This is a genomic window from Pedobacter panaciterrae (assembly GCF_013204795.1).
GTDB classification, from domain to species: domain Bacteria; phylum Bacteroidota; class Bacteroidia; order Sphingobacteriales; family Sphingobacteriaceae; genus Pedobacter; species Pedobacter panaciterrae.
Genome location: NZ_JABMKW010000017.1, coordinates 435,731 through 461,039 on the forward strand (window position 1 = coordinate 435,731; position 25,309 = coordinate 461,039).

30 protein-coding genes and 1 pseudogene are annotated in these 25,309 nt (G+C 37.1%); 11 read left to right on the forward strand and 20 right to left on the reverse strand.

The features are described from left to right. Nucleotides 1-48: 48 nt before the first annotated feature. From HQN86_RS13210 to HQN86_RS13225, 4 genes are all read right to left on the reverse strand, one after another. Nucleotides 49-342, reverse strand: coding sequence for a hypothetical protein (locus HQN86_RS13210; RefSeq protein ID WP_172661419.1), 294 nt, complete (start codon nt 340-342; stop codon nt 49-51). A gap of 61 nt (nt 343-403) precedes the next feature. After that, a complete protein-coding gene (locus tag HQN86_RS13215; protein WP_172661420.1) occupies nt 404-844 on the reverse strand; it encodes an Hsp20/alpha crystallin family protein in 441 nt (146 codons plus the stop codon). A 272-nt stretch (nt 845-1,116) separates the two neighbouring features. Next, on the reverse strand, nt 1,117-1,971 hold the full coding sequence (locus tag HQN86_RS13220) for a hypothetical protein (RefSeq protein ID WP_172661421.1): 855 nt from the start codon (nt 1,969-1,971) through the stop codon (nt 1,117-1,119). Continuing rightward, entirely contained in the window at nt 1,943-3,016 is a 1,074-nt protein-coding gene (locus HQN86_RS13225) for a type IV toxin-antitoxin system AbiEi family antitoxin (RefSeq protein WP_172661422.1), read from the reverse strand. The genes HQN86_RS13220 and HQN86_RS13225 overlap by 29 nt, the downstream gene beginning before the upstream one ends. A 600-nt stretch (nt 3,017-3,616) precedes the next feature. On the opposite strand from HQN86_RS13225, the gene HQN86_RS13230 reads away from it, so the two are divergent. Together HQN86_RS13230 and HQN86_RS13235 are read left to right on the forward strand one after the other, a co-directional pair. Further along, nucleotides 3,617-4,219 (forward strand): Crp/Fnr family transcriptional regulator, encoded by a 603-nt coding sequence (locus tag HQN86_RS13230; protein ID WP_172661423.1) that lies wholly within the window; start codon nt 3,617-3,619, stop codon nt 4,217-4,219. A 44-nt stretch (nt 4,220-4,263) separates the two neighbouring features. Further along, nucleotides 4,264-4,704, forward strand: coding sequence for a DoxX family protein (locus HQN86_RS13235; protein ID WP_172661424.1), 441 nt, complete (start codon nt 4,264-4,266; stop codon nt 4,702-4,704). Between the two features lie 68 nt (nt 4,705-4,772). Here HQN86_RS13235 and HQN86_RS13240 read toward each other — a convergent pair. The 3 genes and pseudogenes from HQN86_RS13240 to HQN86_RS13250 form a co-directional block, all read right to left on the reverse strand. Then, nucleotides 4,773-4,976 (reverse strand): annotated as a pseudogene (locus HQN86_RS13240) (DUF4136 domain-containing protein); the annotation flags it as partial. Nucleotides 4,977-5,213: 237 nt separating this feature from the next. Further along, a complete protein-coding gene (locus tag HQN86_RS13245) occupies nt 5,214-5,822 on the reverse strand; it encodes an alpha-ketoglutarate-dependent dioxygenase AlkB family protein (RefSeq protein ID WP_172661426.1) in 609 nt (202 codons plus the stop codon). 1 nt (nt 5,823) lies between these two features. After that, nucleotides 5,824-6,282 carry a hypothetical protein gene (locus tag HQN86_RS13250; protein ID WP_172661427.1) on the reverse strand — a complete coding sequence of 153 codons (459 nt, stop codon included), beginning with the start codon at nt 6,280-6,282 and terminating at the stop codon, nt 5,824-5,826. Nucleotides 6,283-6,502: 220 nt separating this feature from the next. Between HQN86_RS13250 and HQN86_RS13255 the strand changes: the two genes are divergently transcribed. Beyond that, nucleotides 6,503-6,742, forward strand: coding sequence for a hypothetical protein (locus HQN86_RS13255; protein ID WP_172661428.1), 240 nt, complete (start codon nt 6,503-6,505; stop codon nt 6,740-6,742). 1 nt (nt 6,743) lies between these two features. On the opposite strand, the gene HQN86_RS13260 is transcribed toward HQN86_RS13255, so the two are convergent. Then, nucleotides 6,744-7,109 (reverse strand): winged helix-turn-helix transcriptional regulator, encoded by a 366-nt coding sequence (locus HQN86_RS13260; protein ID WP_172661429.1) that lies wholly within the window; start codon nt 7,107-7,109, stop codon nt 6,744-6,746. A gap of 88 nt (nt 7,110-7,197) precedes the next feature. Here HQN86_RS13260 and HQN86_RS13265 point away from each other — a divergent pair, with 88 nt between their 5' ends. The 6 genes from HQN86_RS13265 to HQN86_RS13290 all read left to right on the forward strand — a co-directional run bounded on the left by HQN86_RS13265 (nt 7,198) and on the right by HQN86_RS13290 (nt 12,026). Continuing rightward, nucleotides 7,198-7,950, forward strand: coding sequence for an SDR family NAD(P)-dependent oxidoreductase (locus HQN86_RS13265; protein WP_172661430.1), 753 nt, complete (start codon nt 7,198-7,200; stop codon nt 7,948-7,950). 109 nt (nt 7,951-8,059) lie between these two features. Beyond that, nucleotides 8,060-8,305: a hypothetical protein gene (locus HQN86_RS13270; protein ID WP_172661431.1), complete on the forward strand. Its 246-nt coding sequence runs from the start codon at nt 8,060-8,062 to the stop codon at nt 8,303-8,305. 41 nt (nt 8,306-8,346) lie between these two features. Beyond that, entirely contained in the window at nt 8,347-9,039 is a 693-nt protein-coding gene (locus HQN86_RS13275) for a uracil-DNA glycosylase family protein (protein WP_172661432.1), read from the forward strand. 69 nt (nt 9,040-9,108) lie between these two features. After that, complete coding sequence (locus tag HQN86_RS13280) at nt 9,109-10,404, forward strand: 4Fe-4S dicluster domain-containing protein (protein ID WP_172661433.1); 1,296 nt, start codon at nt 9,109-9,111, stop codon at nt 10,402-10,404. A gap of 31 nt (nt 10,405-10,435) precedes the next feature. Next, nucleotides 10,436-11,236 carry a (Fe-S)-binding protein gene (locus HQN86_RS13285; RefSeq protein ID WP_172661434.1) on the forward strand — a complete coding sequence of 267 codons (801 nt, stop codon included), beginning with the start codon at nt 10,436-10,438 and terminating at the stop codon, nt 11,234-11,236. Continuing rightward, entirely contained in the window at nt 11,226-12,026 is an 801-nt protein-coding gene (locus tag HQN86_RS13290; protein WP_172661435.1) for an MBL fold metallo-hydrolase, read from the forward strand. Before HQN86_RS13285 ends, HQN86_RS13290 begins: the two co-directional genes overlap by 11 nt. On the opposite strand, the gene HQN86_RS13295 is transcribed toward HQN86_RS13290, so the two are convergent. Continuing rightward, entirely contained in the window at nt 11,989-12,471 is a 483-nt protein-coding gene (locus HQN86_RS13295) for a hypothetical protein (RefSeq protein WP_172661436.1), read from the reverse strand. The two genes, HQN86_RS13290 and HQN86_RS13295, sit on opposite strands and share 38 nt — an antisense overlap. A 51-nt stretch (nt 12,472-12,522) precedes the next feature. On the opposite strand from HQN86_RS13295, the gene HQN86_RS13300 reads away from it, so the two are divergent. Beyond that, the gene (locus HQN86_RS13300) at nt 12,523-13,002 is read left to right on the forward strand and encodes an ABC transporter ATPase (protein WP_172661437.1); all 480 of its coding nucleotides are present in this window, start codon (nt 12,523-12,525) and stop codon (nt 13,000-13,002) included. A 17-nt stretch (nt 13,003-13,019) separates the two neighbouring features. Here the strand turns inward: HQN86_RS13300 and HQN86_RS13305 are convergent, their stop codons facing one another. The 11 genes from HQN86_RS13305 to HQN86_RS13355 form a co-directional block, all read right to left on the reverse strand. After that, nucleotides 13,020-13,895 (reverse strand): cyanophycinase, encoded by an 876-nt coding sequence (locus tag HQN86_RS13305; RefSeq protein ID WP_246269599.1) that lies wholly within the window; start codon nt 13,893-13,895, stop codon nt 13,020-13,022. Next, entirely contained in the window at nt 13,892-14,917 is a 1,026-nt protein-coding gene (locus HQN86_RS13310; protein ID WP_172661438.1) for an isoaspartyl peptidase/L-asparaginase family protein, read from the reverse strand. Before HQN86_RS13310 ends, HQN86_RS13305 begins: the two co-directional genes overlap by 4 nt. Nucleotides 14,918-14,927: 10 nt before the next feature. Next, nucleotides 14,928-16,331, reverse strand: coding sequence for a RagB/SusD family nutrient uptake outer membrane protein (locus HQN86_RS13315; protein ID WP_172661439.1), 1,404 nt, complete (start codon nt 16,329-16,331; stop codon nt 14,928-14,930). Between the two features lie 10 nt (nt 16,332-16,341). Next, nucleotides 16,342-19,695, reverse strand: coding sequence for a TonB-dependent receptor (locus HQN86_RS13320; protein WP_246269601.1), 3,354 nt, complete (start codon nt 19,693-19,695; stop codon nt 16,342-16,344). Nucleotides 19,696-19,743: 48 nt separating this feature from the next. Continuing rightward, a complete protein-coding gene (locus HQN86_RS13325) occupies nt 19,744-20,826 on the reverse strand; it encodes a FecR family protein (protein ID WP_172661440.1) in 1,083 nt (360 codons plus the stop codon). A 75-nt stretch (nt 20,827-20,901) separates the two neighbouring features. After that, the gene (locus HQN86_RS13330; RefSeq protein WP_172661441.1) at nt 20,902-21,453 is read right to left on the reverse strand and encodes an RNA polymerase sigma factor; all 552 of its coding nucleotides are present in this window, start codon (nt 21,451-21,453) and stop codon (nt 20,902-20,904) included. A 43-nt stretch (nt 21,454-21,496) separates the two neighbouring features. Beyond that, on the reverse strand, nt 21,497-22,243 hold the full coding sequence (gene mtgA, locus HQN86_RS13335; protein ID WP_394367892.1) for a monofunctional biosynthetic peptidoglycan transglycosylase: 747 nt from the start codon (nt 22,241-22,243) through the stop codon (nt 21,497-21,499). 90 nt (nt 22,244-22,333) lie between these two features. Continuing rightward, the gene (gene rplI / locus HQN86_RS13340; RefSeq protein ID WP_048907352.1) at nt 22,334-22,777 is read right to left on the reverse strand and encodes a 50S ribosomal protein L9; all 444 of its coding nucleotides are present in this window, start codon (nt 22,775-22,777) and stop codon (nt 22,334-22,336) included. Between the two features lie 10 nt (nt 22,778-22,787). Continuing rightward, nucleotides 22,788-23,051: a 30S ribosomal protein S18 gene (rpsR, locus tag HQN86_RS13345; protein WP_012780908.1), complete on the reverse strand. Its 264-nt coding sequence runs from the start codon at nt 23,049-23,051 to the stop codon at nt 22,788-22,790. Then, nucleotides 23,051-23,410 (reverse strand): 30S ribosomal protein S6, encoded by a 360-nt coding sequence (gene rpsF / locus HQN86_RS13350; RefSeq protein ID WP_048907353.1) that lies wholly within the window; start codon nt 23,408-23,410, stop codon nt 23,051-23,053. Before rpsF ends, rpsR begins: the two co-directional genes overlap by 1 nt. Nucleotides 23,411-23,675: 265 nt before the next feature. After that, entirely contained in the window at nt 23,676-24,266 is a 591-nt protein-coding gene (locus tag HQN86_RS13355; RefSeq protein ID WP_172661442.1) for a flagellar hook assembly protein FlgD, read from the reverse strand. Between the two features lie 165 nt (nt 24,267-24,431). On the opposite strand from HQN86_RS13355, the gene HQN86_RS13360 reads away from it, so the two are divergent. Continuing rightward, the gene (locus tag HQN86_RS13360; protein WP_172661443.1) at nt 24,432-25,304 is read left to right on the forward strand and encodes an AraC family transcriptional regulator; all 873 of its coding nucleotides are present in this window, start codon (nt 24,432-24,434) and stop codon (nt 25,302-25,304) included. The last annotated feature ends 5 nt before the right edge of the window (nt 25,305-25,309 follow it).

Sequence of the window (25,309 nt, forward strand, 5' to 3'; positions counted from 1 at the left end):
TTTCAGATCCCCTTAGTAGGGACTGTAAGAAAAAATACCAGCAAGTCATCAGATTTCTTTCTCCAAATTGAGTTCTTTAAAGATTTCTTTGGTAATTATTTTTGTATTAAAAGCCAGATGCTCCCAATTACAATGCAAAATAGATATTGGATAGGGAATGCCCATTTGCCTCTTGGTCAAATCCATGCTAATTACCGAATTTGCCTTTATTTCCCTTTCTCCCTGCATCAAATTAAAAAGCCCTCTGGCGAATTTTTCATTAGACCCTAAATAGAAGCTCGCATAAGTCTCTAAGCCCTTAATGGTCTTCATATTTAATGAAATTTCAAATGAAGTTTCCATAACAATAGATTAAAAAAAGAGCTACCATCTAGGTAGCTCTCGAAATTCATCTTTGAAGAAATTATTTAATTTCTATCTGACGGCTTACTGTTTTTGCTTCTTCTCTTTTTGGAATATTGATCGCTAAAACACCATCAGTATAACTTGCCTGAATGCCGTTTTCATCGGCACTTTCAGGTAAGGTGAAAGAACGGACAAAAGAACTATAGCTGTACTCACGTTTGGCGTAATTCCTTTCCTCTTGTTTGTCGTCTGTTCGTTGCTCCACAGAAATACTCAATACATTCCTTTCAAGGTTGAGCTTGAAGTCTTCTTTTTTAAGTCCCGGAGCCGCCAATTCAACATGATAATGATCGGCACTTTCACTGATGTTTGCAGCGGGCACGCGGGTTACCATGCGATCCGCAAAGAAAGTGTCATTGAAGATGGAATCAAAAACATCATTAAAGCTTGGCATTAATGAATTTCTCTTGTTTTCTGGATTAAATTTAACCAATGTCATGGGTTTTCCTCCTTAATTGATTTAATGATTAAAACTTATAATTAATTAAACTCTTTGAACTTTCGTTCGCCCATAATAATACAACATAAATGCCAAATGGATTTTTGATTAATGAGGCTGAAAAAATTACAAGATCACTGAAAAATATTCAGTTTTTAACTGTCAAAAATTCCTAAATCAACTGAGATTTATAACCAAAATATGTTCTATTTATGTCTTGCCAGCAAACTAGTTGGGGAGTTAACCTATATATTTGTTTTAGAACCGGGGAGCTAATCGTGAAGGTCTCTGATGCCTTTCAGTAATTCCTGTAATGCTTTATATGCCCTGTTATAATCAAAGCCGCCTCCTGCTGACAAGGATCTGGCTAGATATGAATGCTCTTCATCCTCTAATTCGTTTTCTATGATCAGAATAGTTTTTTGGATCGCTTTAGGATTGTTCTTTAACAATTTGGCAATATCTCTACCTAAAATTCTCGCACAAGAGGTGATAATGTCCCAGTCTTCGCCATTAACGATGTCTTCATGTTCATCATATAGTACTTCATATTTGAGCTCTATGTAGTTAGCTAGAATAAATCCCTGATCCCTTCCGTCTTTGTCATCTTTGTATTTTCTGTCGTTCCAGGCATATATCTTCATGAAATAGATGGCATGGATTGGCGCCACAGAGAAAGTTAAATCTTCTTCATCTATTTTGAAAGTGATAGTTTCCTCACGAACCTCCATGAATCCGGCAACATTCATGGACCGCATAAAGTCAGGTGGCCAGTCATATTCTCCTTCTTCATTTTGGATTTCGCCAAATGGAACAATATCTATTTCACAAATTTCTTTGTAAATCAGTTTATGTGTCACTTTTGTCGCCGTAAATAATCCCGATTTAAGTAATTTATCCAGCACTGATTGATAGACTCCCCACTCAGGTACGTATAACGCGAAATCCACATCTAGCGTTTTTGGCCCCGCACCCAGATGATACTGCCCATCTAATATTAAATCTCTTGCTGTTGCTCCGATCAACATAAAATCATATGCCTGATCTCCAAGAATTTCCTGGATATCTCTTATCACTTCTTTTAATTGATCCGGAATTTTATCTGTCGGTAAATTGTATGTACTCATCAAAGATCTTTTGTGCGGTTTCTACTTTTCTACTGTCGTTGGACGTTATTAGGTCTGCATACGCCAGTATAGGAGGTACGGCATTTTTTCCGTCTATAACTTTTGTAAATTGATAAAATTCATCACTCCAGAACTGTTTTAGCACCTCGATTTCATCTTTATCGTTGGCCTTTATCAATTTGAATGCTGACATCCATTTTTTATCGTCATCCTCCACAAATAAAGTTATTTTTTGTGGACTTAAATAGTTAGTATAAATGTTGCCAGCAGCTTCGCCTCCCCAAGCCGCTTTCATCTCAGTAAGGTCGATCTTTTTAAAGTCTTGTGACAGCTTATAAAATTTTGAATAGTAATTGCCAATCAGGAGCTTAGGCTTTAGCTGTTCCTTATATGCTATAGCCCATCTGTCTAGCAATTCCTTTTTATGATTTAATATCTTTTTGTTTCGCTGGCCTAAATGCACATATTTTGTGTTCAGCAATTCGTTCAAAATAACAGTAATAGAAGCCATTGATACATTGACCGCTCCCGCCATTTGTCGATAAGGTAAATTAATGAAATCTGGATCATTCAGAATTCCAAACAACAGTTTTACTCCCGTTTCTGTAAAGATCCGATTTGTTTTGTCTTTTGGAACGGCTGTTGCACCTTTTTGCCCTAAGTGCACAAGAAATATCTCTTCATCTACAATATAAAAGTTCCCTAGGCTGTCCATGTAATTTATTCCTGCATTCACCAGCTCATCACCAATGTTAGGGTAAATAACTGGTGCCATGACCAGCAACTTCCGTGAGTCTTTTCTGAAAAGCTTTAGAAAGGAAATGGTGTTATGTGATGCCTTAGATAAGTTTATTAAGTTGTATTCTCTTTTTTCTTTGTTGAAGAGTATCGTTATAATTCCTGAATGTTTATCCTCATCGAACTCTATTTTTTTTAGACTTAGACGTTCGGCCATACTTTCAGGCAGTTTAGCTGTAGCCTCTTCCCATAGTTTAAATGCATCCATCGTTCTTATTTTATCAATATTTACTGTCAGTAAAAACATAAATATAGTGAACAAATTTGAATTAGCAAATTGTATTGCGAGAGGTTCCGATTAATATTTGATTTCGTACAGAAATATCTCTAATTGCGTTTCATTGCAAAATTCTGAAGTACATCTACGAAGACTTCTTTCATAAAACTGTCGGCCGGAAAAGCGGATATTTCTGTATCTTTACAATAACCTGATCAGGACAATCAGGGTTTTTATTTCCTGCTGTTCCGCAAATATTCCGCAAGAAATTAAGAACGACTCGTAAACATTTGAAAAACTGACACTTACGACATTGAGCAAATGGCCTGAAAATCCATGTGTCGCCGGTTCGATCCCGGCGCATACCACTACTTAGAAAAGCTCAATTTCGCTATGAAATTGAGCTTTTCCGCTTTTAAACACATATTTCCGCACTAATTTCAATGTCAATCTATTCGGACTTAGTTTATGAGTTAAAGCAGGTCTATTCTTTAATTCACTGGATCTATTGCTCGAACATTAATGACGCTTAATTTCCCGAAATTTAAATATAGTTATTACATTTAATGGTGAAAAGTAATTTCACCCTTTCAAGATTTCCGCATTTCATACTTGCCTAGAAGATAAATTATGGGATTTGACTTGATCCTACAGAATATTACTAAGTATATCCCACTCGATAGAACAGAGGCTGACTTCTTTGTTTCTTTACTTCAATCAAAAACACTAAAAAAGAGAGATTATTTACTGCGCCAGGGTGATATTTGCAAGACCGAAAATTTTATCATAAAAGGATGTTTCCGCGTTTACAGTATAGATGAAAATGGTGTTGAACACATTGTGATGTTCGGAATAGAGAGCTGGTGGATAAGTGATCTGTACAGTTTTTTAACACAAGCCCCTGCCGATTATTTTATTGAAGCTTTAGAAGACAGTGAAATTCTGCAAATCACAAGAGAAAATTTAGAGCGGTTGTATGAGAAGGTACCGAAATTTGAACGCTTCTTTCGGATTATTCTTCAAAATGCTTTTATAACCCAACAAAACAGGATCAAACAAAACCTTTCCAGCTCCGCTGAGGAAAGATATTTGTATTTCATAGAAAGATACCCTCAGATGGCCCAGCGTGTTTCTCAGAAACAGGTAGCTGCATATTTGGGCATTACTCCTGTCTTCCTGAGCATGCTTCGCAGAAAACTGGTAAAAAAAGGTAATTTTATTAAACTAGTTTAATTTTTAAAATCTAGCATTTCATTTCATTTGTAAGAAAAAACAGAATGAAGCAGATGATTTTTAAAACAGACAACGATTGGACAGGACTAATCATACGTTTGACAATTGGATTGGTAATGTTTCCGCATGGGGCACAAAAAGTTTTTGGCTGGTTTGGCGGCCCAGGATTTTCTAAAGAGATGACTTTTTTTACCGAGACCTTGCATTTACCTTGGTTAATGGCTTTTCTCGTCATTTTTATTGAGTTTTTCGGTGCTATCTCGCTCATCATTGGATTTGCCACACGCCTGTGGTCAGTAGCTATGGTGATGCTTTTTATCGGTATCATTTTCACAGAACATCTGCAAAATGGGTTTTTCATGAATTGGTTCGGGAATCAAAAGGGTGAAGGGTATGAATATCATTTATTGATTATTGGTCTATCAATTACTGCATTCATAAATGGAAGTGGTAAATTTTCAATAGATAAACAAGTTACCACCTAAGTTTAAAAATGTCCAGAACCGTGTAATTCAAGGCTTTGGTAAAGATTAAAAGCTGCCCCAAGTGTTACTTATGCAGAAAGCTTTTTAAAACCATTCTCAATTACCTTAGGCAATTGAGAAATTGCCTTTTCAGGATTGTTTAATTCTCCTGCCCAACCTCTCCAGATTACCTTTTTGGTCCTGCGATCAATCAAATCAATTATAATACTCACCTGCTTGACACCCACCTTCTGTTGTTCATTGCCCACATACACCGGAAAAGGATTACGATAAGCATAATAATTGTGCCTGGAACAGGATCACAATACAATTACCACCCCCAGTATCATTAAAATTTGCTTTTTCATTGTTTTTCTATTTGTATGAAGTGGAAAAATATCCCATATCTTGTCTCATAGCCTATTATAATAAAGTGTGACTAGATGTTTGCAACACTCGCTAAATATTTGGAATATACAGTGATGGAAAAGATTAGTCACGGCTGAATTATCGTCATGCTAAATTAAAAATCAGATCACAACCCTGAAAGTTAAATTTACCCTTGGTTTCATTGGTTTCATCGACTTTGCAATCCTATGTTCCCAATTCATCTGCAAATCTCCCTTCATGACCATCAGTGCACCACTTTCTAAACGGATTGAATACTTTTCTCTGTGATTGCTCTTTCTGCGGATATCAAAACACCTCACTTGTCCAAAACTCACTGAGGCAATCACAGGACGTTTACCTAAGGCCTTTTCATTATCACTATGCCAGGCAACCGAATCATTGCCATCACGATAATAATTCAACAACACACTATTGAACTGAACTCCCGCCGTTAATTCTACTTTTTGCTTAATCATTAACAGTTCCGGGGTCCAGAAATTTGGCATAGATCTACTTAAAGAAGTGTAATCATAGGCTTCAGCATCTGCATACCAGGCCGTAAGTCGTGGTGTAATTACTTCCTTGTCATAAATCTTTATTATCTTTTGGTTCCAAGGAGATTCCGCGATAAATTTCTTTAACAAAAACTCACTCTGAGTTTCGCTGAATAAATCGGGATGGTATTCCAACAATTCAACAGGCAACCCTGAACTTTGGCCCGATTCTTTAAACAAACTGGTCTGCTCCATATTAATATGCCAATACAGGCCCTTTTATAAAAACCTCAAAATCTTCAGACATTCTCGCATTATAAACCCTAAAACGTATCTCCCAAGGATCTCTAACTAAATTTATAATATAAGCCCTAAACAACCTTTCAAAACGTTCAAATTCAATCCCTTCTTTACAAATTACTAAGTATTGGTTCTCACCCTGAGCAATTGCTTCCTGAACATATGCTCCCCAATGTTGTTTAAGTTCGGCCGCCAAAAAATTAAAATGCTGCATATCAATTAAACGCCCGATGCTTTCGACAAGTGTAGGAGGCAGAATTGTTTTTCCTTTCACATACCAAAGACCATCCAACTTTTCCATACTACATATCATCTCCCCTGCACAAACAACCCGCCAAGCTTCACCAGTACGAAATTGCAGCACTTGGTAAACTACATCATTAACCCCATCTGGGAAATAATCCAACTCAATCATCTTTCCTCCGATCCTTTATACTTCCTTCATTTTTCTCAAACACAGCATCAGAATCTGTGTAATTCCTTTTGAACAGATCTACTTCTCTCATGGTTCAAAACTTAGGTAACAGCAAAGTTAGTACATTTCGAAATAAATTACTAATATTTTTAGTTTTTAATGAGTGCGATAGCTATATTTGCTAAAAAACAACAGCATTCCGCCCTTAAAATATAAGACCATGAAAAACACAGAAATTAAAATGAGTGCAGACCTAAAGAAATTCATTATCAAATTTGAACCTAACAAATTCAAAATGCTGACTAGAGGTATTGAAATCAGAGGCATCAACGACTTACACCGCAGCATAGAACTGGCCAACGCATTAATTGAAAGTTTGAAATTAAAGCTTGTTGTACATCATTCTGCTGAAATGGCTCAGTACAGAAGTTTTGAGGTTGTGAATGCTGAGCAGAATTAAATTAAGACGACGAATTTGTGTCTGAACGATGTTTACCACCCCAAATACTTAATTGTTTAAAAATAGGGCCAAATTCAAGTGCCATTTCAGTTAGCTCGTATTCAACCCTAGGTGGAATTTCGGCATAAATTGTACGCTTAACCAGGCCATCCTTTTCTAATGCCCGCAGCTGTAGTGCAAGCATGCGTTCTGTAATAAAGGGGAGCTCTTTCTTTAATTCGCTAAACCTATGAACTTTGCTTTCCAGCTTACTTATTATCAGAATTTTCCATCTCCCTCCAATCTTGTTAACAGCATATGTCAAATCACATTCAATAATCCATTTTTCATTGCTGCTATAAGTCGAGTTTTCCTTTCTTGTTGCCATTACTTACATGTTTGTTAGCACCGTACAATTGGTTGCATAAGCTGTAAAAATAGACGCTGCTATCTAATTTTGCAAGGAAAGAAAAGTTATGGACTTATATTTAAAAGGAAAAACCGCGATAATAACAGGTGCCAGTCAGGGAATTGGCAGAGCAATCGCAAAAGAATTGGCTTTGGAAGGCGTAAAAGTCTTGGCCGTAGCTAGAAACGAAGATTTACTTAATAGCCTCAAAGAAGAGATCAATACTTCCGGAGGCGTAGAACCTATTACTCTTGTTCAGAATATTCTAGCAGCAGGAGCTCCTCAAAAGATTGGAGCTGAGGGCATATCACTCTTAGGACACGTTGATATTCTTATTAATAATGCCGGCCGTAGTCGTCCCGTTGATGTGGTAGGATCTGAAAAGATCTGGATAGAATCGATGACCTTGGATTTTGATCGGCCCAGACAATTAACACAATGGCTTCTACCTCATTTTATTGCTCGTAAACAGGGGTCTATCCTAAACCTGGCAAGTACTTATGAATTACGAGCAGTTAATGTCTCGGCTGTTGCAAAAGCGTCTATTGTCGTGTGGTCTAAACAGCTCTCGGCGCAAGTTGGCCGTCATGGCATTACAGTAAACTGCTTGCAGCCTGGTCTCATAGATACCGAAAATATTCGCCCCTTCTTTGCTGGCGATGAGCGTAGGAAATTTGCCGACCGTGAGATTCCGCTTGGCGATTTCGGCGAGCCACAGGACATGGCCAACATGGCTGTTTTCTTAGTATCTCCTCGAGCGCGATACATAACCGGTACAGTTGCGGTTGTCGATGGCGGGATGCGTCACCATCCATTTTAAATACACTTTCTATCATTCCATGAATATATTTATCCCTAGAAGGAGGGATTATAGAAAAATATAATCCAACAGTTTTTGTGAATTGCTGTAATTCTCTAGTTTTGTATTTATGAATGCGTATAAGAAAGAATGGATCGACCTGCTTTTAAAGCAAAACTACCCAGGTTGGCTGATAGCCGACGATCGGGATAACATCTTTATAAATATCCCTGAAGATCAGGACCTGGAAATTGCAATGGCAGAATTCAAGAAAAAAATCCGTTCATTAACGTTAAAGATCAAGACCAAACCAGACAAATTAGGCTTCTTTATTGGAAACAGTAAAGACAGCAGGTTTTATGAGCTAAACGCTTAAGATTTTGCAGTTTTAAATCATCGCTTCTTATCTTTACCAGCATGACAACCTTTGCCGATAGGATTATTGCATTTAATAAGCAACTGGATTTTCATGGTTCCCTGCCCGATGACATCCGGATAATGAATCCTTACAAGGAAAATCCGCTGGCGCTAATCTGCTCGTCTGCTTTTTACAAAAAATACTACAATGATAATGAACCCAGACACCTCATTTTGGGCATCAATCCCGGTCGCTTTGGTTCGGCAATGACGGGTGTATCATTTACTGACCCTAAAAGGATGGTGGGTAAATGCGATATTCCATTTCCGGGACAGATGACACATGAGCCTTCATCAGAATATGTTTACGAAATGATTGCAGCTTATGGAGGTATACAAGAGTTCTACAGTAAGTTTTACATTCATTCAGTCTGCCCATTAGGCTTCACCATTAAAAGCACCAAAAGCAAGGAGGTGAATTACAATTACTACGATAGTGCTGAACTTTCAAAAGCGGCATATCCATTTATAATTGAAAACCTGGAAAAACAAATTGCCATTGGCTTCGAAACTGATATCTGCTTTTGTTTTGGAACAGGAAAAAACGAATCATTTTTAAGAAAACTTAACAACTACAAAAAGTACTTTAAAGAGATCATTGCACTGGAACACCCCAGATACATAATGCAATACAAATCAAAAAACAAATCAGACTATATCAAAAAGTACCTTGAGGCATTCAAGAAAATCTAAATTTATGCATGCATAGTAATTTATTTTGGCATATTTATTTTTAACTTAGCAACACTAATAGAAAATCAAATGGTGGCACAAATCATATTTATAGCAATTACACTGGCCGCAATAGCCTTGTTTAGCTATAATATCAAAAAAGTTATCCGAAATATACAATTGGGAAAGTCCGCCGACAGATCGGATCAGCCTCAAAAAAGGTTTATGACGATGCTTAAAGTAGCGCTTGGCCAAACAAAAATGTTTTTCAGGCCAATCCCAGCTTTTCTGCATTTGATAGTTTACTTAGGCTTCGTTATTATCAATATTGAAGTTCTGGAAATTTTGATAGATGGAATATTCGGCTCTCACAGAATATTTTCTGGAGTAGGCTTTATTTATGATTTTCTAATAGGCTCATTTGAAATATTAGCCCTTGGTGTATGGGTGGGTTGTGCCGTCTTTTTAATAAGAAGAAACATCCTTAAACTTAAGCGTTTTAGTGGCGTAGAAATGACTAAATGGCCCAGATCAGATGCCAATTACATTCTAATATCCGAGATTTTGTTAATGACAGCATTTTTACTGATGAATGCTGCTGATGCAAAACTTCAGGTTCTCGGATCCCAACATTATACAAACGCCGGAGCTTTTCCTGTAAGCCAACATCTACAAAATCTTTTGCCAAATTCAGAAGCAGCCCTTGTCGCCATTGAAAGGGGTTGCTGGTGGTTTCACATCATTGGGATACTTATATTTTTAAATTACCTGCCCTATTCTAAGCATTTCCATATCCTGTTTGCATTCCCTAATACTTATTTCTCCAATTTGGAGCCGAAGGGAGAGTTTACAAACATGAAGAGTGTTACAAATGAAGTGAAGGCAATGCTTGACTCATCATTTACTCCAGAAGAAGCAGAACCAGGACGCTTTGGGGCTAAAGATGTGAATGACCTTACATGGGTAAACCTAATGAATGCTTACACCTGTACTGAGTGCGGAAGGTGCACCTCAGTTTGTCCTGCAAACATTACCGGCAAGCTGCTTTCGCCCCGCAAAATAATGATGGATACCAGAGACCGAATGGAAGAGGTCGGAAAAAACATCGATAAAACAGGTAATGGTTTTGATGATGGCAAATCTTTGATTGATAACTACATCAGCAGAGAAGAAATATGGGCATGCACAAGCTGTAATGCCTGTACTGAGGCTTGCCCTATAAATATAGATCCTCTTGCAATTATTACTGAACTAAGAAGGTATGCAGTAATGGAAGAATCTCAATCGCCGGCAAGTATTAATGCGATGCTTGGTAATATTGAAAACAATGGCGCTCCGTGGAAGTATTCTCCGGCCGACAGGTTTAACTGGGCAAAAGAAAGTTAATTAAAGTATTTAAATCTATTATAGCTTAAAGATGAGCGAGCAACTAAATTTTGAAGTACCTACAATGGCAGAAATGATAGCCAAGGGCGAAGAGCCTGAGATATTATTCTGGGTAGGTTGCGCAGGCAGTTATGACGAAAGAGCACAAAAAACAACTCGCGACATCTGTAAAATCCTCCATCATGTAGGCATGAAGTATGCTGTATTAGGCACAGAAGAAAGCTGTACAGGAGACCCTGCAAAACGAGCCGGAAATGAGTTTTTGTTTCAAATGCAAGCCATGACCAATATTGAGGTTCTTAACGCCTACAACATAAAGAAAATAGTGACAGGCTGCCCTCATTGCTTTAACACCATTAAAAATGAGTATCCGGGTTTAGGGGGAAGTTACGAAGTTATTCACCATACACAGCTAATCCAACAATTAATTGACGAGGGTAAGCTAAAGGCCGAAGGAGGAGAAAGCTTTAAAGGTAAAAAGATAACTTATCACGACCCATGTTATTTAGGTCGTGGGAATGGTGTTTATGAGGCTCCGCGTAAGGCTTTAGAAGTTTTAGATGCGCAGCTGGTAGAAATGAAACGCTGCAAGTCAAATGGATTATGCTGTGGTGCCGGAGGAGCCCAGATGTTTAAAGAACCTGAAAAAGGCAATAAAGACATTAACATTGAACGTATTGAAGAGGCCCTTGAAACACAGCCAAATATTATAGCTGCCGGTTGCCCTTTTTGCATGACAATGATAAGTGATGGTGTGAAGCTGAAAGATCAGGACAAAAACGTACAAGTATTGGATATTGCTGAAATTACAGCTCGCGCGAATGGCTTGTAACAAGTTACATATTGCATCCTTAAATTCCGGAAGCAATGGAAATTGCTATTATATCGGAAACGACCAGGAAGCTATTCTTGTAGATACAGGTATCTCCTGCAGAGAAACCGAAAAGAGAATGTTGCGCTTGGGCTTATCAATGCATAATGTTAAAGCGATTTTCATTTCTCATGAGCATACAGATCATGTTCGCGGACTTGCCACCCTCTCTTCAAAATACAATTTGCCGGTATACATAACAAATGGAACTTTAAATGGCTGTAGATTCAATATCCGTGAAGACCTCATTAGAGTATTATATAGCACCCAAACAATATCGGTTGGAACTTTAGAAGTAACGAGTTTTCTTAAAATACATGATGCATCTGAGCCACACAGTTTCGTGGTTTCGTGTGGAAGCACCAAGGTTGGCGTATTTACAGATATCGGAGCGGCTTGTGATCAGCTTATTTTTCATTTTAAACAATGCCACGCAGCATTTCTTGAAACGAACTACGATGATGACCTATTAAGTAAAAGCGCATATCCGTATTTCTTAAAACAACGCATCAGCGGAGGTAAAGGTCACTTATCAAACAAGCAGGCATTAGACCTTTTTATACACCACAGGCCATCATATATGACCCATTTATTGTTATCTCACTTATCTAAAGACAATAACAATCCTGAGTTAGCACATAGTTTGTTCAGACAGCATGCTGGAGAAGTTGAAATTGTTGTAGCCTCTAGATTTGTCGAAACCGAGGTTTATACTATTTTTGAGCGAGTAAGCGAGCATTCGTCTTTCTAATATATTCTGAAAGCGCTGTAAGATCATTAGTTTTTATATTTTTTACCGGAATAGACATATAATTCGCCATTGTATCAACATCCTCTTCATTTGTATCATTATAAGTTTGCACAATTACATCATCACCCCTGGTGTATAAATATAAGGCGCCGATTGTATCTGTTCCCTGATAATCAAGATCTTTGAACTTCACCAGATTGAAAGAGAAATATTCAATCTTACCACTCTTAAAAAATCGCTTGTATCTACAAAAGCCACTGTTAGTAACATTAAGTTCGTAATGCTTTATTTGTGATGTTTCGAGCTCCTCATTATAGTGGCTCACAAGCAATTGCTGGATATAATCAGTTTGTTCATCAAGTAATTTAAGCTTAGAAAACCCCATGAAAAGAAGGCACATTGCTAATGTGAGGCATATTTTCAAGTTTAATGTAAACTTTTTCATGGCGTTAAGCATTTAACATCATCAAGTTAATTATTTTTGTATTTTTGATTTATGAGTTTTTCTCCACAATCCAGAATTTGGATATACCAAAGTAACCGCGCATTTACAAATGACGAGGTGCAGGCAATACAGGAAAGATTAAATGATTTTACTGTACAATGGAAAGCACATGGCCATCAACTAAATGCGAAGGCAGAAATATTATACAATTTCTTTATTGTGTTTTTTGTTGATGAAGCTTCTGCAGGGGTTACCGGTTGCTCTATAGATTCATCTGTAAGAATAATGAAGGAAATTGAGCAGGAATACAAAGTAGATCTGTTTGATAGATTCAATATGGCCTATAAGTTAGAAGACAAGGTTATTGTTACTAACAAAGAAGACTTTGAAACGTTAGTAAATATAAAAGCAATAGGCCCGCAGACTATTGTATTTAACAACATGGTACAAACATTACAGGAGTTTGAAACGAAATGGCAAATACCATTTGAACAAAGCTGGCACAGTAAAGTGTTTGCACATTTACTGTAACCAGCATACAATATTAGCTATTTTACGTAAAACACATCCCCTTCTGTAAACATATTAAAGCGAAGGCTCTCCATTTTTATATGTCCTGTTTTTGTGGTTTTCAAGTTTTTAGGATCTGCTATTCTTAGTACCTGACTAACTCCCGCAACCTCAATCTTCTTCCCTTGTACTATTATCGCCGTACCTTCGTCAATGCCAACACAATCAAAAGTAGGGTGCGCTGCCAATGCAGAAAGAAGCCTGTTAAACCTGCTTCTTTTAATAAAATGCTGATCAATAATAACTGAATTAAGCAGACCCAAGCCCTGCTCAAATTCAATGTTCTTATCAACTAGTTTATTAAAAGTTTCCCTATAAATAGTGTCTCCTGCCAACTGATTGCCAGTGATCATATACTTACTCATCACTGCAGCACCGGCGCTCGTTCCTGCTACAGTTGCACCGTTATTATATGCCTGATGGATCGCTTTATAAATCGGAGTATTTAGTACAACCTTCATAAAGCGGCTTTGATCGCCACCCGTTATAAAAATAAGTTTTGCACCTGATAAGGAATCAAGCAATTGCTTATTACCAGCGCTTTCAGCAGTAAAATTAAGATATCCGATACTATTTGCTGCCTGAGCAGAAAGCTCTTCTTTAATGGCATTAAAAGAACCGATAGGATCACCACTAGACATAGGGAGAACTATCATATAATCTTTGGGACCCAAATTTGCGGTTTTAATTAATTTCTGCACCAATTCCGGAGAACGGGAACCTCCCCCGATTATAAATAAACTTCCCTTTGGTGAAGTTTTTTGTTGCGCAATTGAAGAATAGCTACACAACATGAGTGCAAAAACAAAAACTTGCTTTAACCTTGCTTTCTCTAAAATATTTAAGACCATCATTTATAAATCAATACTTCTATTTTACCATCTTCTGTTACAGTACCTCTGTACATTCCTTCCGTATTAAAGGGCATCGCCACGTTCCCATTTTTGTCAAGCGCTATTAGTCCACCGTCTCCACCTAGCTTTTCCATTTTATCAAGCGCCTTCTTTGATGCATCCGCTACCGATAGATTTCTATACTCCATCATAGCTGAAACATCATAGGCTACTACACTTCTGATATAAAACTCACCCCAGCCTGTACATGAGATACCAGCAGTCAGATTATTAGCATAAGTACCTGCACCGATAATTGGAGAATCACCAACTCGCCCATACTTTTTGTTCGTCATTCCACCCGTTGAGGTTCCAGCAGCAAGATTACCCATCTTGTCAAGTGCCACAGCACCAACTGTCCCGAATTTATAATCTCTATTTATCGTTCCCAGCTTCAAAGATTTTTTATTACCATGATCAAGCACAGCTTTCACAGAATCTTCTTTTATAGCTTCCTGCAAACCATCCCAACGTTCTTTAGTATAAAAATATTTAGGATCAACTATTTCAACTCCGCACTGCTTCGCAAACTGCTCAGCTCCCCTGCTCACCATCATTACATGTTCAGATTTTTCCATCACTGCCCTTGCAGCGGTAATTGGATTACGGATTACACTTACTCCCGCAACGGCTCCTGCTTTTAAACTTTTGCCTTCCATAATTGCAGCATCCATTTCATTTTTACCATCGTGCGTAAAAACTGCCCCCTTACCGGCATTAAAGAGTGGCGAATCTTCAAGTACACGTATTGCTGCTTCAACTGCATCCAGACTCGTTTTACCTGATTTAATAGCATCATAGCCCTGCTGTAAAGCCTTTGTTAATGCTGCAGTATATGCAGCCTCCTTTTCCGGGGTCATGCTCTTCTTTAGAATTGTTCCGGCACCCCCATGCACAACTAATACATATTTCTTTTGTGCCTGTAAATTCAAAGATGCAAGCAGCAGTAAAATAGAAAAGTAATAATTAAGCTTATAGTTCATAGTATTCCGTTTAATATAATGGGTTCTGTTTAACGTTAGAATTGGCTTTAATTTCTGCGTTAGGAATAGGATAAGCATATTCTTTATTTGCAGTGGTTAAATTGATTGCACCCAAAGCATTAATTGCATCCGCAGGCTCGCGAGTTATTGGTAAATTGTTTCTTCTTAGGTCAAAAAATCTATGACCTTCAAAAGCAAGTTCTTTGTATCTTTCTAAAACAACGGCCGTTAACAAAGTTGATTTATCTGTAAAGGAAACATCTGCATAATTCTTAATTCTGGCCTCCCTTAGTGCATTCAAATCTTGTGCCGACAACTGAATGTTATTTTTTTCGGCATAAGCTTCAGCTCTAATCAGATACATTTCGCCAGTTCTGTAAAGTTTTACATCAGTAAGATTTGGCAAACCGGAACTTCCTTCAAGATATTTGTTTACGCTGTATTTAGACTTACCAGCACCACGCGTATCATCAAATTTCACATAGGCAGAGTACCTTATGTCATTATTCTTATCGTAAGTATTTATCAATTCAAAAGCGGGAGCATATACAACGATATTTTTGATATCATAATAGAAATCTCCAATACGGCTATCTCCTGCCACTCGTTTCAATTTCCATATTACCTCGTCTTCAGTTTCATCTTTCCAGATATCTCCAAAATCATCAATACTTGCCAAAGGTGCAGCATTGATTACCTCAGAGCTGTATTTAATAGCATCGTCCCAATTCTTTTCATACAACGCAACCCTTGCCTGTATAGCAGAAACTGCATTTAGTGTTATCCTTGTATTGTCTTCAAAATCTGAAGGGATTAGTCCTTTTGCTGCTAAAAGATCAGATTTGATTTTATTTATCGTTTCTCCAAAAGTTAATCTGGATGGATTAGAAACTTCTGAAACCTCCATATAGGGCACCCCCATTGCAGAAGCCTCATATTTAGAAGCAAAGTTTCTTAGTAACTCAAAATGACAATATGCTCTAAGCGCTAATAATTCTCCTTTGTATTGACTTTTAAGTACTTCTTCTGATGATTTTGACTTTACCTTATCTACATAGGTAAGCACCCTGTTCACTCGGTCTATAGAAATGTAGTTGCTTTCCCAGCCTGCAGTAATGGTACCATTACTTCCATCATACTGCCAGCGATAGGTAGACACCCCTCTACCAGTGCTATTTTCGCTTGGCAGGGTACATTCATCAGAAGTAAGGGATACATTGGTTATTGTTGTGGCATCCAATGAAGCATACGCGCCAACTAGCCCCCCGTTAAGATCTGAAACAGATTGAAATGCTTTTGAATCATCAATTGTATCAGATGGTTTCAGATCCAGTTCTTTGGTACAGGAAACTGCTAAAAAGGCCAATAGAAAAATGGCACAAAGAGAAAGTTTATTGCTATAATATTTTAACATGATTGTACAATTAGAAGTTAACATTTAAACCAAAAGTGTATGTTCTGGAACTTGGATAATCAAACATGGCTTCGCCATTATTATCCTCGGGATCAAAACCTTTCCACTTTGTCCAGGTAACAAGATTACTTGCCTGAGCGAAAACAGTTACACCACTTATGAATTTAGTACCCGCCAATAATGTTTTTGGCAGTGAATAATTTAAATTCACATTTCTAAGTCTTATATACGAGGCGTCCTGGATGTCCTTAGATGAATAGCTTCTTTTGGCATCATACCTGGGTAAAAGTGCCTGATCACCTTCTTTTTTCCATCTATTATAAAGCATTCTTACCGATTGTCCACTTGTTCCGAAACTCGGATTTTCATTGTAATAGTCTTCATTATTATATCTATATACATGATTTGCAAAACTAAACAGGGCTGTTAAATTAATTCCCTTATAGGTTAAAGAGGTATTAAATCCTCCAGTAAAAGGTGGGTAAAGACTGCCAAATTCTGCCACACTCATTGTTGTAGAATTATAATCTGAGGTTTTGGTTCCATCTGGATTATAATATAATGGATCACCCGTTTTTGGATCTACCCCTGCCCATTTAGGTGCATAGTGAGATCCATAAGGTAATCCTTCTCTTACAATCTCGGTTGTATTTTTCTCGAATCCCTCAGAACCAGCCAGTGAAGTGATTTTATTTTTGTTGTAAGCAAAGTTTAGCCCCACATTCCATCTTAATGATTCATTTCTAATCACATCTACCCTAAGTTCAGATTCTATACCTCTGTTACGCATTGAACCTGCATTTAATGGTAATGCCCCGACACCGGAAGTAAGTGATACCGGAAGGTCTAAAAATAGATTCGCTGTTTCCTTATTATAAATATCAGTTACCAAATGTACCCTGTTATTCCATACGTCCAGATCAAAACCGATATTCAAATCCTTCGCGTACTCCCAATCATAATTTGCACTGCCATAAGCGTAAGGATAAATTCCGCTATTACCTCCATAAGAAGTAGTAGCAAAAGTAGGCAGGTAAGTAAAATTACCCGGGAACGGACTTGCAGTAGTACCATAACTGGCACGGAATCTTAAATCGCTAATGAACTCACTATTGGCAAGGAAGTTTTCTTTTTTAACATTCCATGCAAAACCTACTGAGTAAAAGCCATGCCATCTATTTTTCGCAGGCAACGTCGAAGATCCATCATACCTGTAACTTGCGTTAAATGTATACCGATCATCAAAAGTATAACGACCAAGTGCTATATAAGAGATTAGCGCATTTCTTGTTCTTCCACCATTAAATTCAGGAATAAACGAGTTTTCATCAGAACCTGGAGTTGCACCCGCTGGTGTTTCAGGCAATCTTGGATCTATGCCATAAGCAGTATACCCAAAGCTTCTGAAATGCTGCTTTGTAATCTCATAAAGTCCGGTTACTTCAAAATTATGTTTATCAATAACCTTTGAATATGTTATTCCTGAGGTAGAGATCATTGAAAAGTTACGTCGTAAATTCTCGCCAAAACTTCCTTTTTCTCCATTTTCGTTTGATCCGGAGTATGAATCAGGCCTAATAAACCGCTCATCGGTAGATTCCCTAAAATCTACACCCAATCGCGTTTTAATAGTCAAATCGTCGGTGATTTTATAGTTTAATGATCCGCTTAAAATCGTTTTGTACTGATTGGTTTTATTAGTGGTATTTAACAATCTTTCTAAAGCATTGCTTCCCTCACGTTGGTCATAAATTTCATAATCATCTGAATTACCATAATGCACTAATGTTCCATCAGAAGCATAAGGATATTCATATGGAAGTGCATAATATACTGCCGACAATGGATTGCTTCCGCTACTGGATCCTTCACGTTCAATAAAGCTCGATTCTGAATAACCTAAACTTGTGTTTATAGAAGCTGAGAATCCGCCTGCATTAAAATCTACATTATTCCTTAAAGAATAACGTTCCATACCAGACCTAACTGCAATCCCATCCTGTTTATAATAATTTAAAGAGCTATAAAACCTAACATTTTCATTACCCCCGCTTGCATCCACCTGTTGTTCGGTAAACTTCCCGGTTCTAAAGAAGATATCTTTCCAATCCGTGTTTATTTTTCCAATGCTATCTAAAATAAGATCCGCCCTGTTTTGTTCTGTCGAGCTCATATTGGCATATTCTGGATTCTTTTTCGAGAATGTCCAGCCCGGCCCAATTTCTGATCCTGTTTCCAGTCCTATTTCTTCTTCAAACTGTAGCCTTTGTGCGGTATTCATCATATTAAACTTAGGCGAAGTTAGCTTGGAAATACCATATTGAGATTTATAATTGAACTGGACCTTTCCAGATTTACCTTTTTTTGTTGTAATCACAATTACACCATTAGCACCTTTAGAACCGTACTGCGCTTTTGAAGTAGCATCTTTTAAAACAGTAACACTTTCAAAATCGGACGGATTTAATGTTTGAAAATAGGCATCCTCAACAGGTATTCCATCTAAAACATACAATGGAGAGGTATTCCCGTTTATTGTTCCTATTCCTCTTAAAATAACCTGAGCACTAGTACCCGGCTGGCCAGATCCTGAAGACACTTGTAAACCAGCTACCCTACCTTGCAAAATCTGATCGAAAGTTGAAAGGGGAACCTGGCTCATATCCTTACCTGAAACCACAGATGATGCACTTGCAGATTGTTCTTTTGTATAACTTGTGTAACCTGTAACTGTTATTTCCTGCAAATTCTGGCTATCAGTTCTCAGTGTTATATTAATTACTTTCCTATTCCCTACGCTAACAAACTGCCTTGCGTAACCTACAAATGAAAACTCAAGATTAGAAGAATTATCGGGCACACGTATACTGTAATCACCATTAGCATCAGTTACAGCAGCTATTGCCAGGCCCGAAACTTTAATCGAAACACCAGGTATTGGTAACCCCGTATCATCAACAACTTTTCCGGTTACAACAATATCTTTTCTATTGGCCAGTACTGTTGGATAAATTACCACCAGATTGCTTTCCTTTAACACATAGGTAAGTTTTGTATCCTTTAAAATCTGGCTCATTGCTTCATCTAATGATACATCCTGAACATTAAGAGAATTCTTATTACTACTCGAAATTGTGTTGTTGCTGTATACAAAACGATACTCTGTTTGTTTCTCAATTGCCTTAAGCAATTCTTTAATGCTTAGCTGCCTGGCATTAATTGTAATCTTTTGCTGTGCAAACCCGGCAGCAGATACCTGCATACATAAAACGAGCAAAATAAATCCTGTAATTTTCATACTCAATAATATCCTGTCGCTTAAAGAATGACTGCTGGAATGTTCTAAAAGTACATGTTTTCTCATATTTGTTGGTTTAGGTTCTTTTTTATTTGTTTGATAGCCTGATTATAGCTATTTTTTTATAGTGATTTTATTATTTTCAATCTCAAACTTAAAGGGATAAGATAGTTGTAAAGCTTCCAGTGTTTTAACAATAGTCTCATTTTCAAATGTTCCTGAATAGCGGTAATCCTTTACCTCTTCATCAGCTATCAAAACTTCTATGCCATACCAGGTCTGTAGCTTCTGGGCAATGGCCGACAATGGCAGGTTATCAATATCTAGCCTGCTTCTTATCCACTTAGTTTCTTCGGGTTTCTTGGAAAAAGAATCAGTTTGCAATACAGAAACCTTATACTCTTTAGTAACAGATTCATCTTTTGTTTCCGATTGATTATTGCTTACTACTTTTTGATTGGGTTTTAAAATCACAAAATTGCCAGGATTACTTTTAGAATCTATACGAACACTTCCATGTATTAATGATGTCTCCGTTGTTTTTGAATTAGGATAAGCCTTTATATTGAAAGTGGTTCCCAGAACTTTTACATCGTTAAAAGAAGTATGAACAATGAATGGATGGGCTGTATCGTGTTTTACATCAAAAAATGCTTCGCCGGTAAGCCACAACTCTCTTTTTCCAGTATCATATGCATCATCTAACTGAATTGAGCTTTCTTTTGCCAGCGTTATTACAGTACCGTCGCTTAGTATGATGGTTCTGCGTACAGCCATTCCTGACGAGTAATGTTTAAAAATATTGGGAGTATTTTTATCTTTTAAATATGGATTTGAATAAAAGTATAAAAATAAGACAGCTACAATAGCCGCAGCTATCCCTATGGTATACTTTAGATATGCTCGTTTATGATTAAGGTTAGGTTCAGTGCCAAGTTCAATTTTTTCAACAAATGCATTACGATATTTTATTCCCTCTTTTAAATCTTTAATCTGACTTAAGCGACTGCCTTGTTTAACATTTAAGATGTTGACTATTTTTTTTGCTTCTTCAAAATCAGTTTTTCTATGTGGAATCTTTTCAATCCACTCATCCCATAAAATCTGATCGGCAAGGCTGGTTCCAAGACAATATTGCTGAAAGGATTCACAGCAAATTAGCTCTTCAATACAAAAATCATCCTTAATCCCTACCATAGTATTTACATTTACCATACAGACGGCAGAAACGACTCCTTTTCCTAAGAAATTCTGTAATATTTTCTAAAACAATTACTTTAAGAGCTTCTTCAACATCTTAATTGCATCGTAAATTGTATTATAAGCCGTTTTCACGGTTTGAGAGCTACGTTCGGCTATTTGTTCATACGTTAAACCTTCGAAAAATTTCAACTGAATCAACTCCATTTGTCGTGGAGTTAATTGTTTAATTGCCAGTTGTAGTTTGTGCTTCAACTCATCATCTTGCTGCACAGCAATCATAATCTCCTCGTACGATAGTTCAGCACGCTCTTCTTCTGCCCCCATCCTGCTAACTGCCGCATTCATTTTATCTGTATATGCCAATTGATCAAGCATACATCTTTTTAGTGAAGTCATCAGATATGACTTCACATTATCTACAGCGTTCAGACGAGATCTTTTATCCCACAAGTTCAAAAACACCTGATTAACACAATCTTTCACCAGTTCATCGTCAGCATTTATTTTTAATCCAAATCGGATCAAATGAAAATACATGTTATTGTATAATTCAAATAGCGCTTGCTTATCACCAAGGCGCATTTTATCCCAATAGCTTCTAACGTCTTCCTCGAACAGCATAGTCAAGGCTTAATATAGGGGTTTTATGAGAAATACCTGGAAATTAAAAATCCAAAGGGCCTAATCTTCTCATATTTTTCAAAATAAGAAATTGTCTGTGTCTGATATATTGAGTAGCTTTTTTAGGAGTCCACCTTCTTGGATTAGGGAAACAAGCAGCGATTAGTGCTGCCTGAGCCCTGCTTAATTTAGTGCAGGACTTACTAAAGTAAGATTGGGCTGCAGCCTCAGCTCCGTAGATTCCATCTCCCATTTCAATTACATTTAAATACACCTCCAATATTCTTTCCTTGCTCCAAAGCATTTCAATCAATAGTGTAAAATAAGCTTCAAACCCCTTTCGAATCCATGAGCGACCAGGCCATAAGAATACGTTTTTGGCAGTTTGCTGAGAAATTGTACTTCCACCTTTTATTTTTTTTCCACTCTTATTTGAGGCAAAAGCTTTTTCAATAGCTTTTAAGTCGAATCCAATGTGTTTAAGAAATAGCTGATCTTCTGCAGATACAGCTGCTCGTTTCATATTATCGGATATATCTTCAAAGTCAACCCATTTTTTCTCCATTTTAAATGGTTTATCATCAGAACTACGCTCCAGATTTCTTTGGATCATTAAGAGTGTAATAGGAGGATTAACAAATCTGTAAACCAGCACCCAAAGCACAGTAACCATTAAGAACCAAAGGAATACTTTGGTAACAATGGTTGTAATTTTCTTAAATAAGGGAGATTTTGGGGTTTTTCTACTAGTTGCTCGTTTACGTTTTGCCATCGGCCAAAGGTAAGTCATAAGCCGATAATTTTAAAGCCTCGGGGAAGGTTGTATGCAAAAAAAAAGCGTCCTTATTTGGGACGCTTTTTAATATCAGAAGATAGATGATTACTCAGCTACAACTGCGAAAGGAACCTTAACTTTCACTTCTTTGTGTAAGTTTAAGTTAGCGATATAATCACCAACAAATTTAGGTTCAGTTTCGAAAGTGATACGGCGACGGTCAACATCAAAACCTTGTTGTTTTAATGCATCAGCAATCATGATAGTGTTTACAGCACCAAAAATCTTACCTGTTTCACCAGCTTTAGCACCGATAGATAACTTAACGTCAGTTAAACGCTCAGCAATACCTTCAGCATCTTTCTTAATTTTATCTTGTTTAAAAGCAGCTTGCTTTAAGTTTTCTGCTAATACTTTCTTAGCTGAAGGAGTAGCTAACTGTCCAAATCCTTGAGGGATCAGGTAGTTACGGCCATATCCTGGCTTTACAGAAACGATATCATCTTTTTCCCCTAGGGATTTGATATCTTGTTTTAAAATAATTTCCATCTCTCAGCTCCTATTTTAATTGGTCAGCAACGAAAGGCAACAAACCGATGTGGCGAGCGCGTTTTACTGCTTGAGCCACTTTACGTTGAAATTTCAATGAGGTACCGGTTAAACGGCGAGGTAAAATTTTACCTTGATCATTGATAAACTTCAATAAAAAGTTTGCGTCTTTATAATCAATATATTTAATACCGTTTTTTCTGAAACGGCAATATTTTTTCCTGTTATCGTCCACTTTTGGAGCAGTAACATATTGTATTTGATCCTTTGCCATTATACTGCAGCCTCCTGTTTAGGTTTTTTGTTAAAAGCACCACTGCGTTTCTTTTCATTATATGCAACCGCATGACGGTCTAATCTAATGGTTAAGAAACGTAGAACACGCTCATCGCGTTTTAGTTCTAATTCCAATTTACTAATTACTTCACCTGAAGATTTGTACTCTGTAAGGTGGAAGAATCCGCTTGCTTTTTTCTCAATCGGATACGCTAATTTTCTCAAACCCCAATTGTCCTCTTGAACAATTTCGGCTCCGCTATCAGCTAAGATCTTGCTGTATTTGGCAATAGCCTCTTTCGCAATTTCTTCTGACAACAACGGGGTTAGAACGATAACAGTTTCGTACTGATTCATTGTTATTATTTGTTTTTTAATTAATCCGCTCTTAATGCGGGATGCAAAAGTAACAATAAATTTCTAATAATCAAATGATTTAGTGTTTATTGAACAACTAATTCAGTCCCGCTTATTCACCAGGTTACAATATTAACGTGTGTGCAGCCTTTAATAGATATGTAGGATCATATCCTTCATATCAAGGCCGAAAGCTTCCTGACGTTACAAATAAAAAAAGGTTGCCCCAAAAGAACAACCTTTGTAAAAAAATTATTGTACCTACTTAGTACATTTGAACTGTTTTTGTAAAAACCTGGTTTGCCGATCTAATGATAAAAGTAAGCTCTTTCAGACCACGCGCAACGTCAAATCTCTTAACAAACTTTGTCTCTCCCTCAAACACACGTTCATATACAGCATCATTATATCGGTCTAAAATTTGAATTTCTAGGGGCCCCTTTGGAGCATTTTCAAAATTTAAAGTAATAATCCCGTTTTCTTTCGTTAACACTGGCCGAACCACATCAGCAACTAAAGGGTCTGAAACAGAAGCCTTACCGTCCTTAAGCTGTATCTTATACTCCGCCGTATTAGATTCTGTTTTCAGCTGAAATCTATAGCTCCCATCTGGAAGCGAATTCAAATCATATGTCTTTGTAGAACCTTTTAATGCATTTATCTTTTTTCCATATACAACCTCATTGTTAGCATCATATAAAGAGACTTCAACAACCTGCGTTTCATTAATAAAAAAAGTGACTGATTTTTCGTTTACATCCTTAAGTTTAATCGAAAAATTACCCTCACTTGCATACAAACCAACAGAATTAATTAATAAAACTGCGATCAAACTGATTTTTATAAAATTTTTCATATCAAAACTATTTAAATTGAACAATTAATTTATAAACCAAAATTACCGCTGTTTTCAATCAAAAATTTATTGCATATTTCCATATATCTATGCTATATTAACCCTCAATTTGAAATTAACTTCAGAAATCATATTTTATTCACTAAAAAAACGAATAAAAAGAAAATGAGGAATACAAAACCAGGCTTTGAAATCATTGAATCTTCTTTCGGAAGCTCCTTTTACTATTCAAAATATGCAGAGAAACTAAACAATAAGGCACATGTATGGCATTACCACCCCGAAATAGAAATGGTCTTTGTAAACGGGGGATCCGGTAAACGGCAAATCGGGAGTCACCTTTCTTATTATACAGATGGGGATTTAATACTAATCGGCAGTAACCTGCCCCATTGTGGCTTCACGGACAGTAATACAGCCAACAAGAATGAAACGGTTATTCAAATGAAACCAACCTTCCTGGGGATTGATTTTTTAAAACTACAGGAAACAAAATACATCTCAGACCTCTTTAATAAAGCAAAGGGAGGTATTGCTTTCGGAGCCGAAACAAAAAAAACAGTTGGCAAGAGAATAGAAAGTATGGATAACCAACAACCTTTTGATAGACTTCTAACATTATTGAGAGTTTTAAAGGACCTGGAAAATGCTAAAGACTACAAAATTTTAAATGCCTCAGGTTTCTCCATGGAAATGCAAGTTCAGGACAATGACAGAATCAATATGATTTTTAACTACATTAAAGATCATTTTCAGGAAGAAATTAATCTCGCGGCTATAGCAGAGATGGCCAGCATGACTACCCCATCCTTTTGCAGGTACTTTAAGAAAATAACAAAAAAAACTTTTACCAGATTCGTAAATGAATATCGGGTGGTACATGCCGCAAAGCTTTTGGCAGAGAAGCAGATCAGTATTGCAAATATCAGTTACGAAAGTGGGTTCAATAACTTCAGCCATTTCAATAAGCTATTTAAAGAGTTCACAGGAAAAAGTGCGTCAGAATACAGAAAAGAACTGAAATTCGTTTTCAAGTAAGCAGC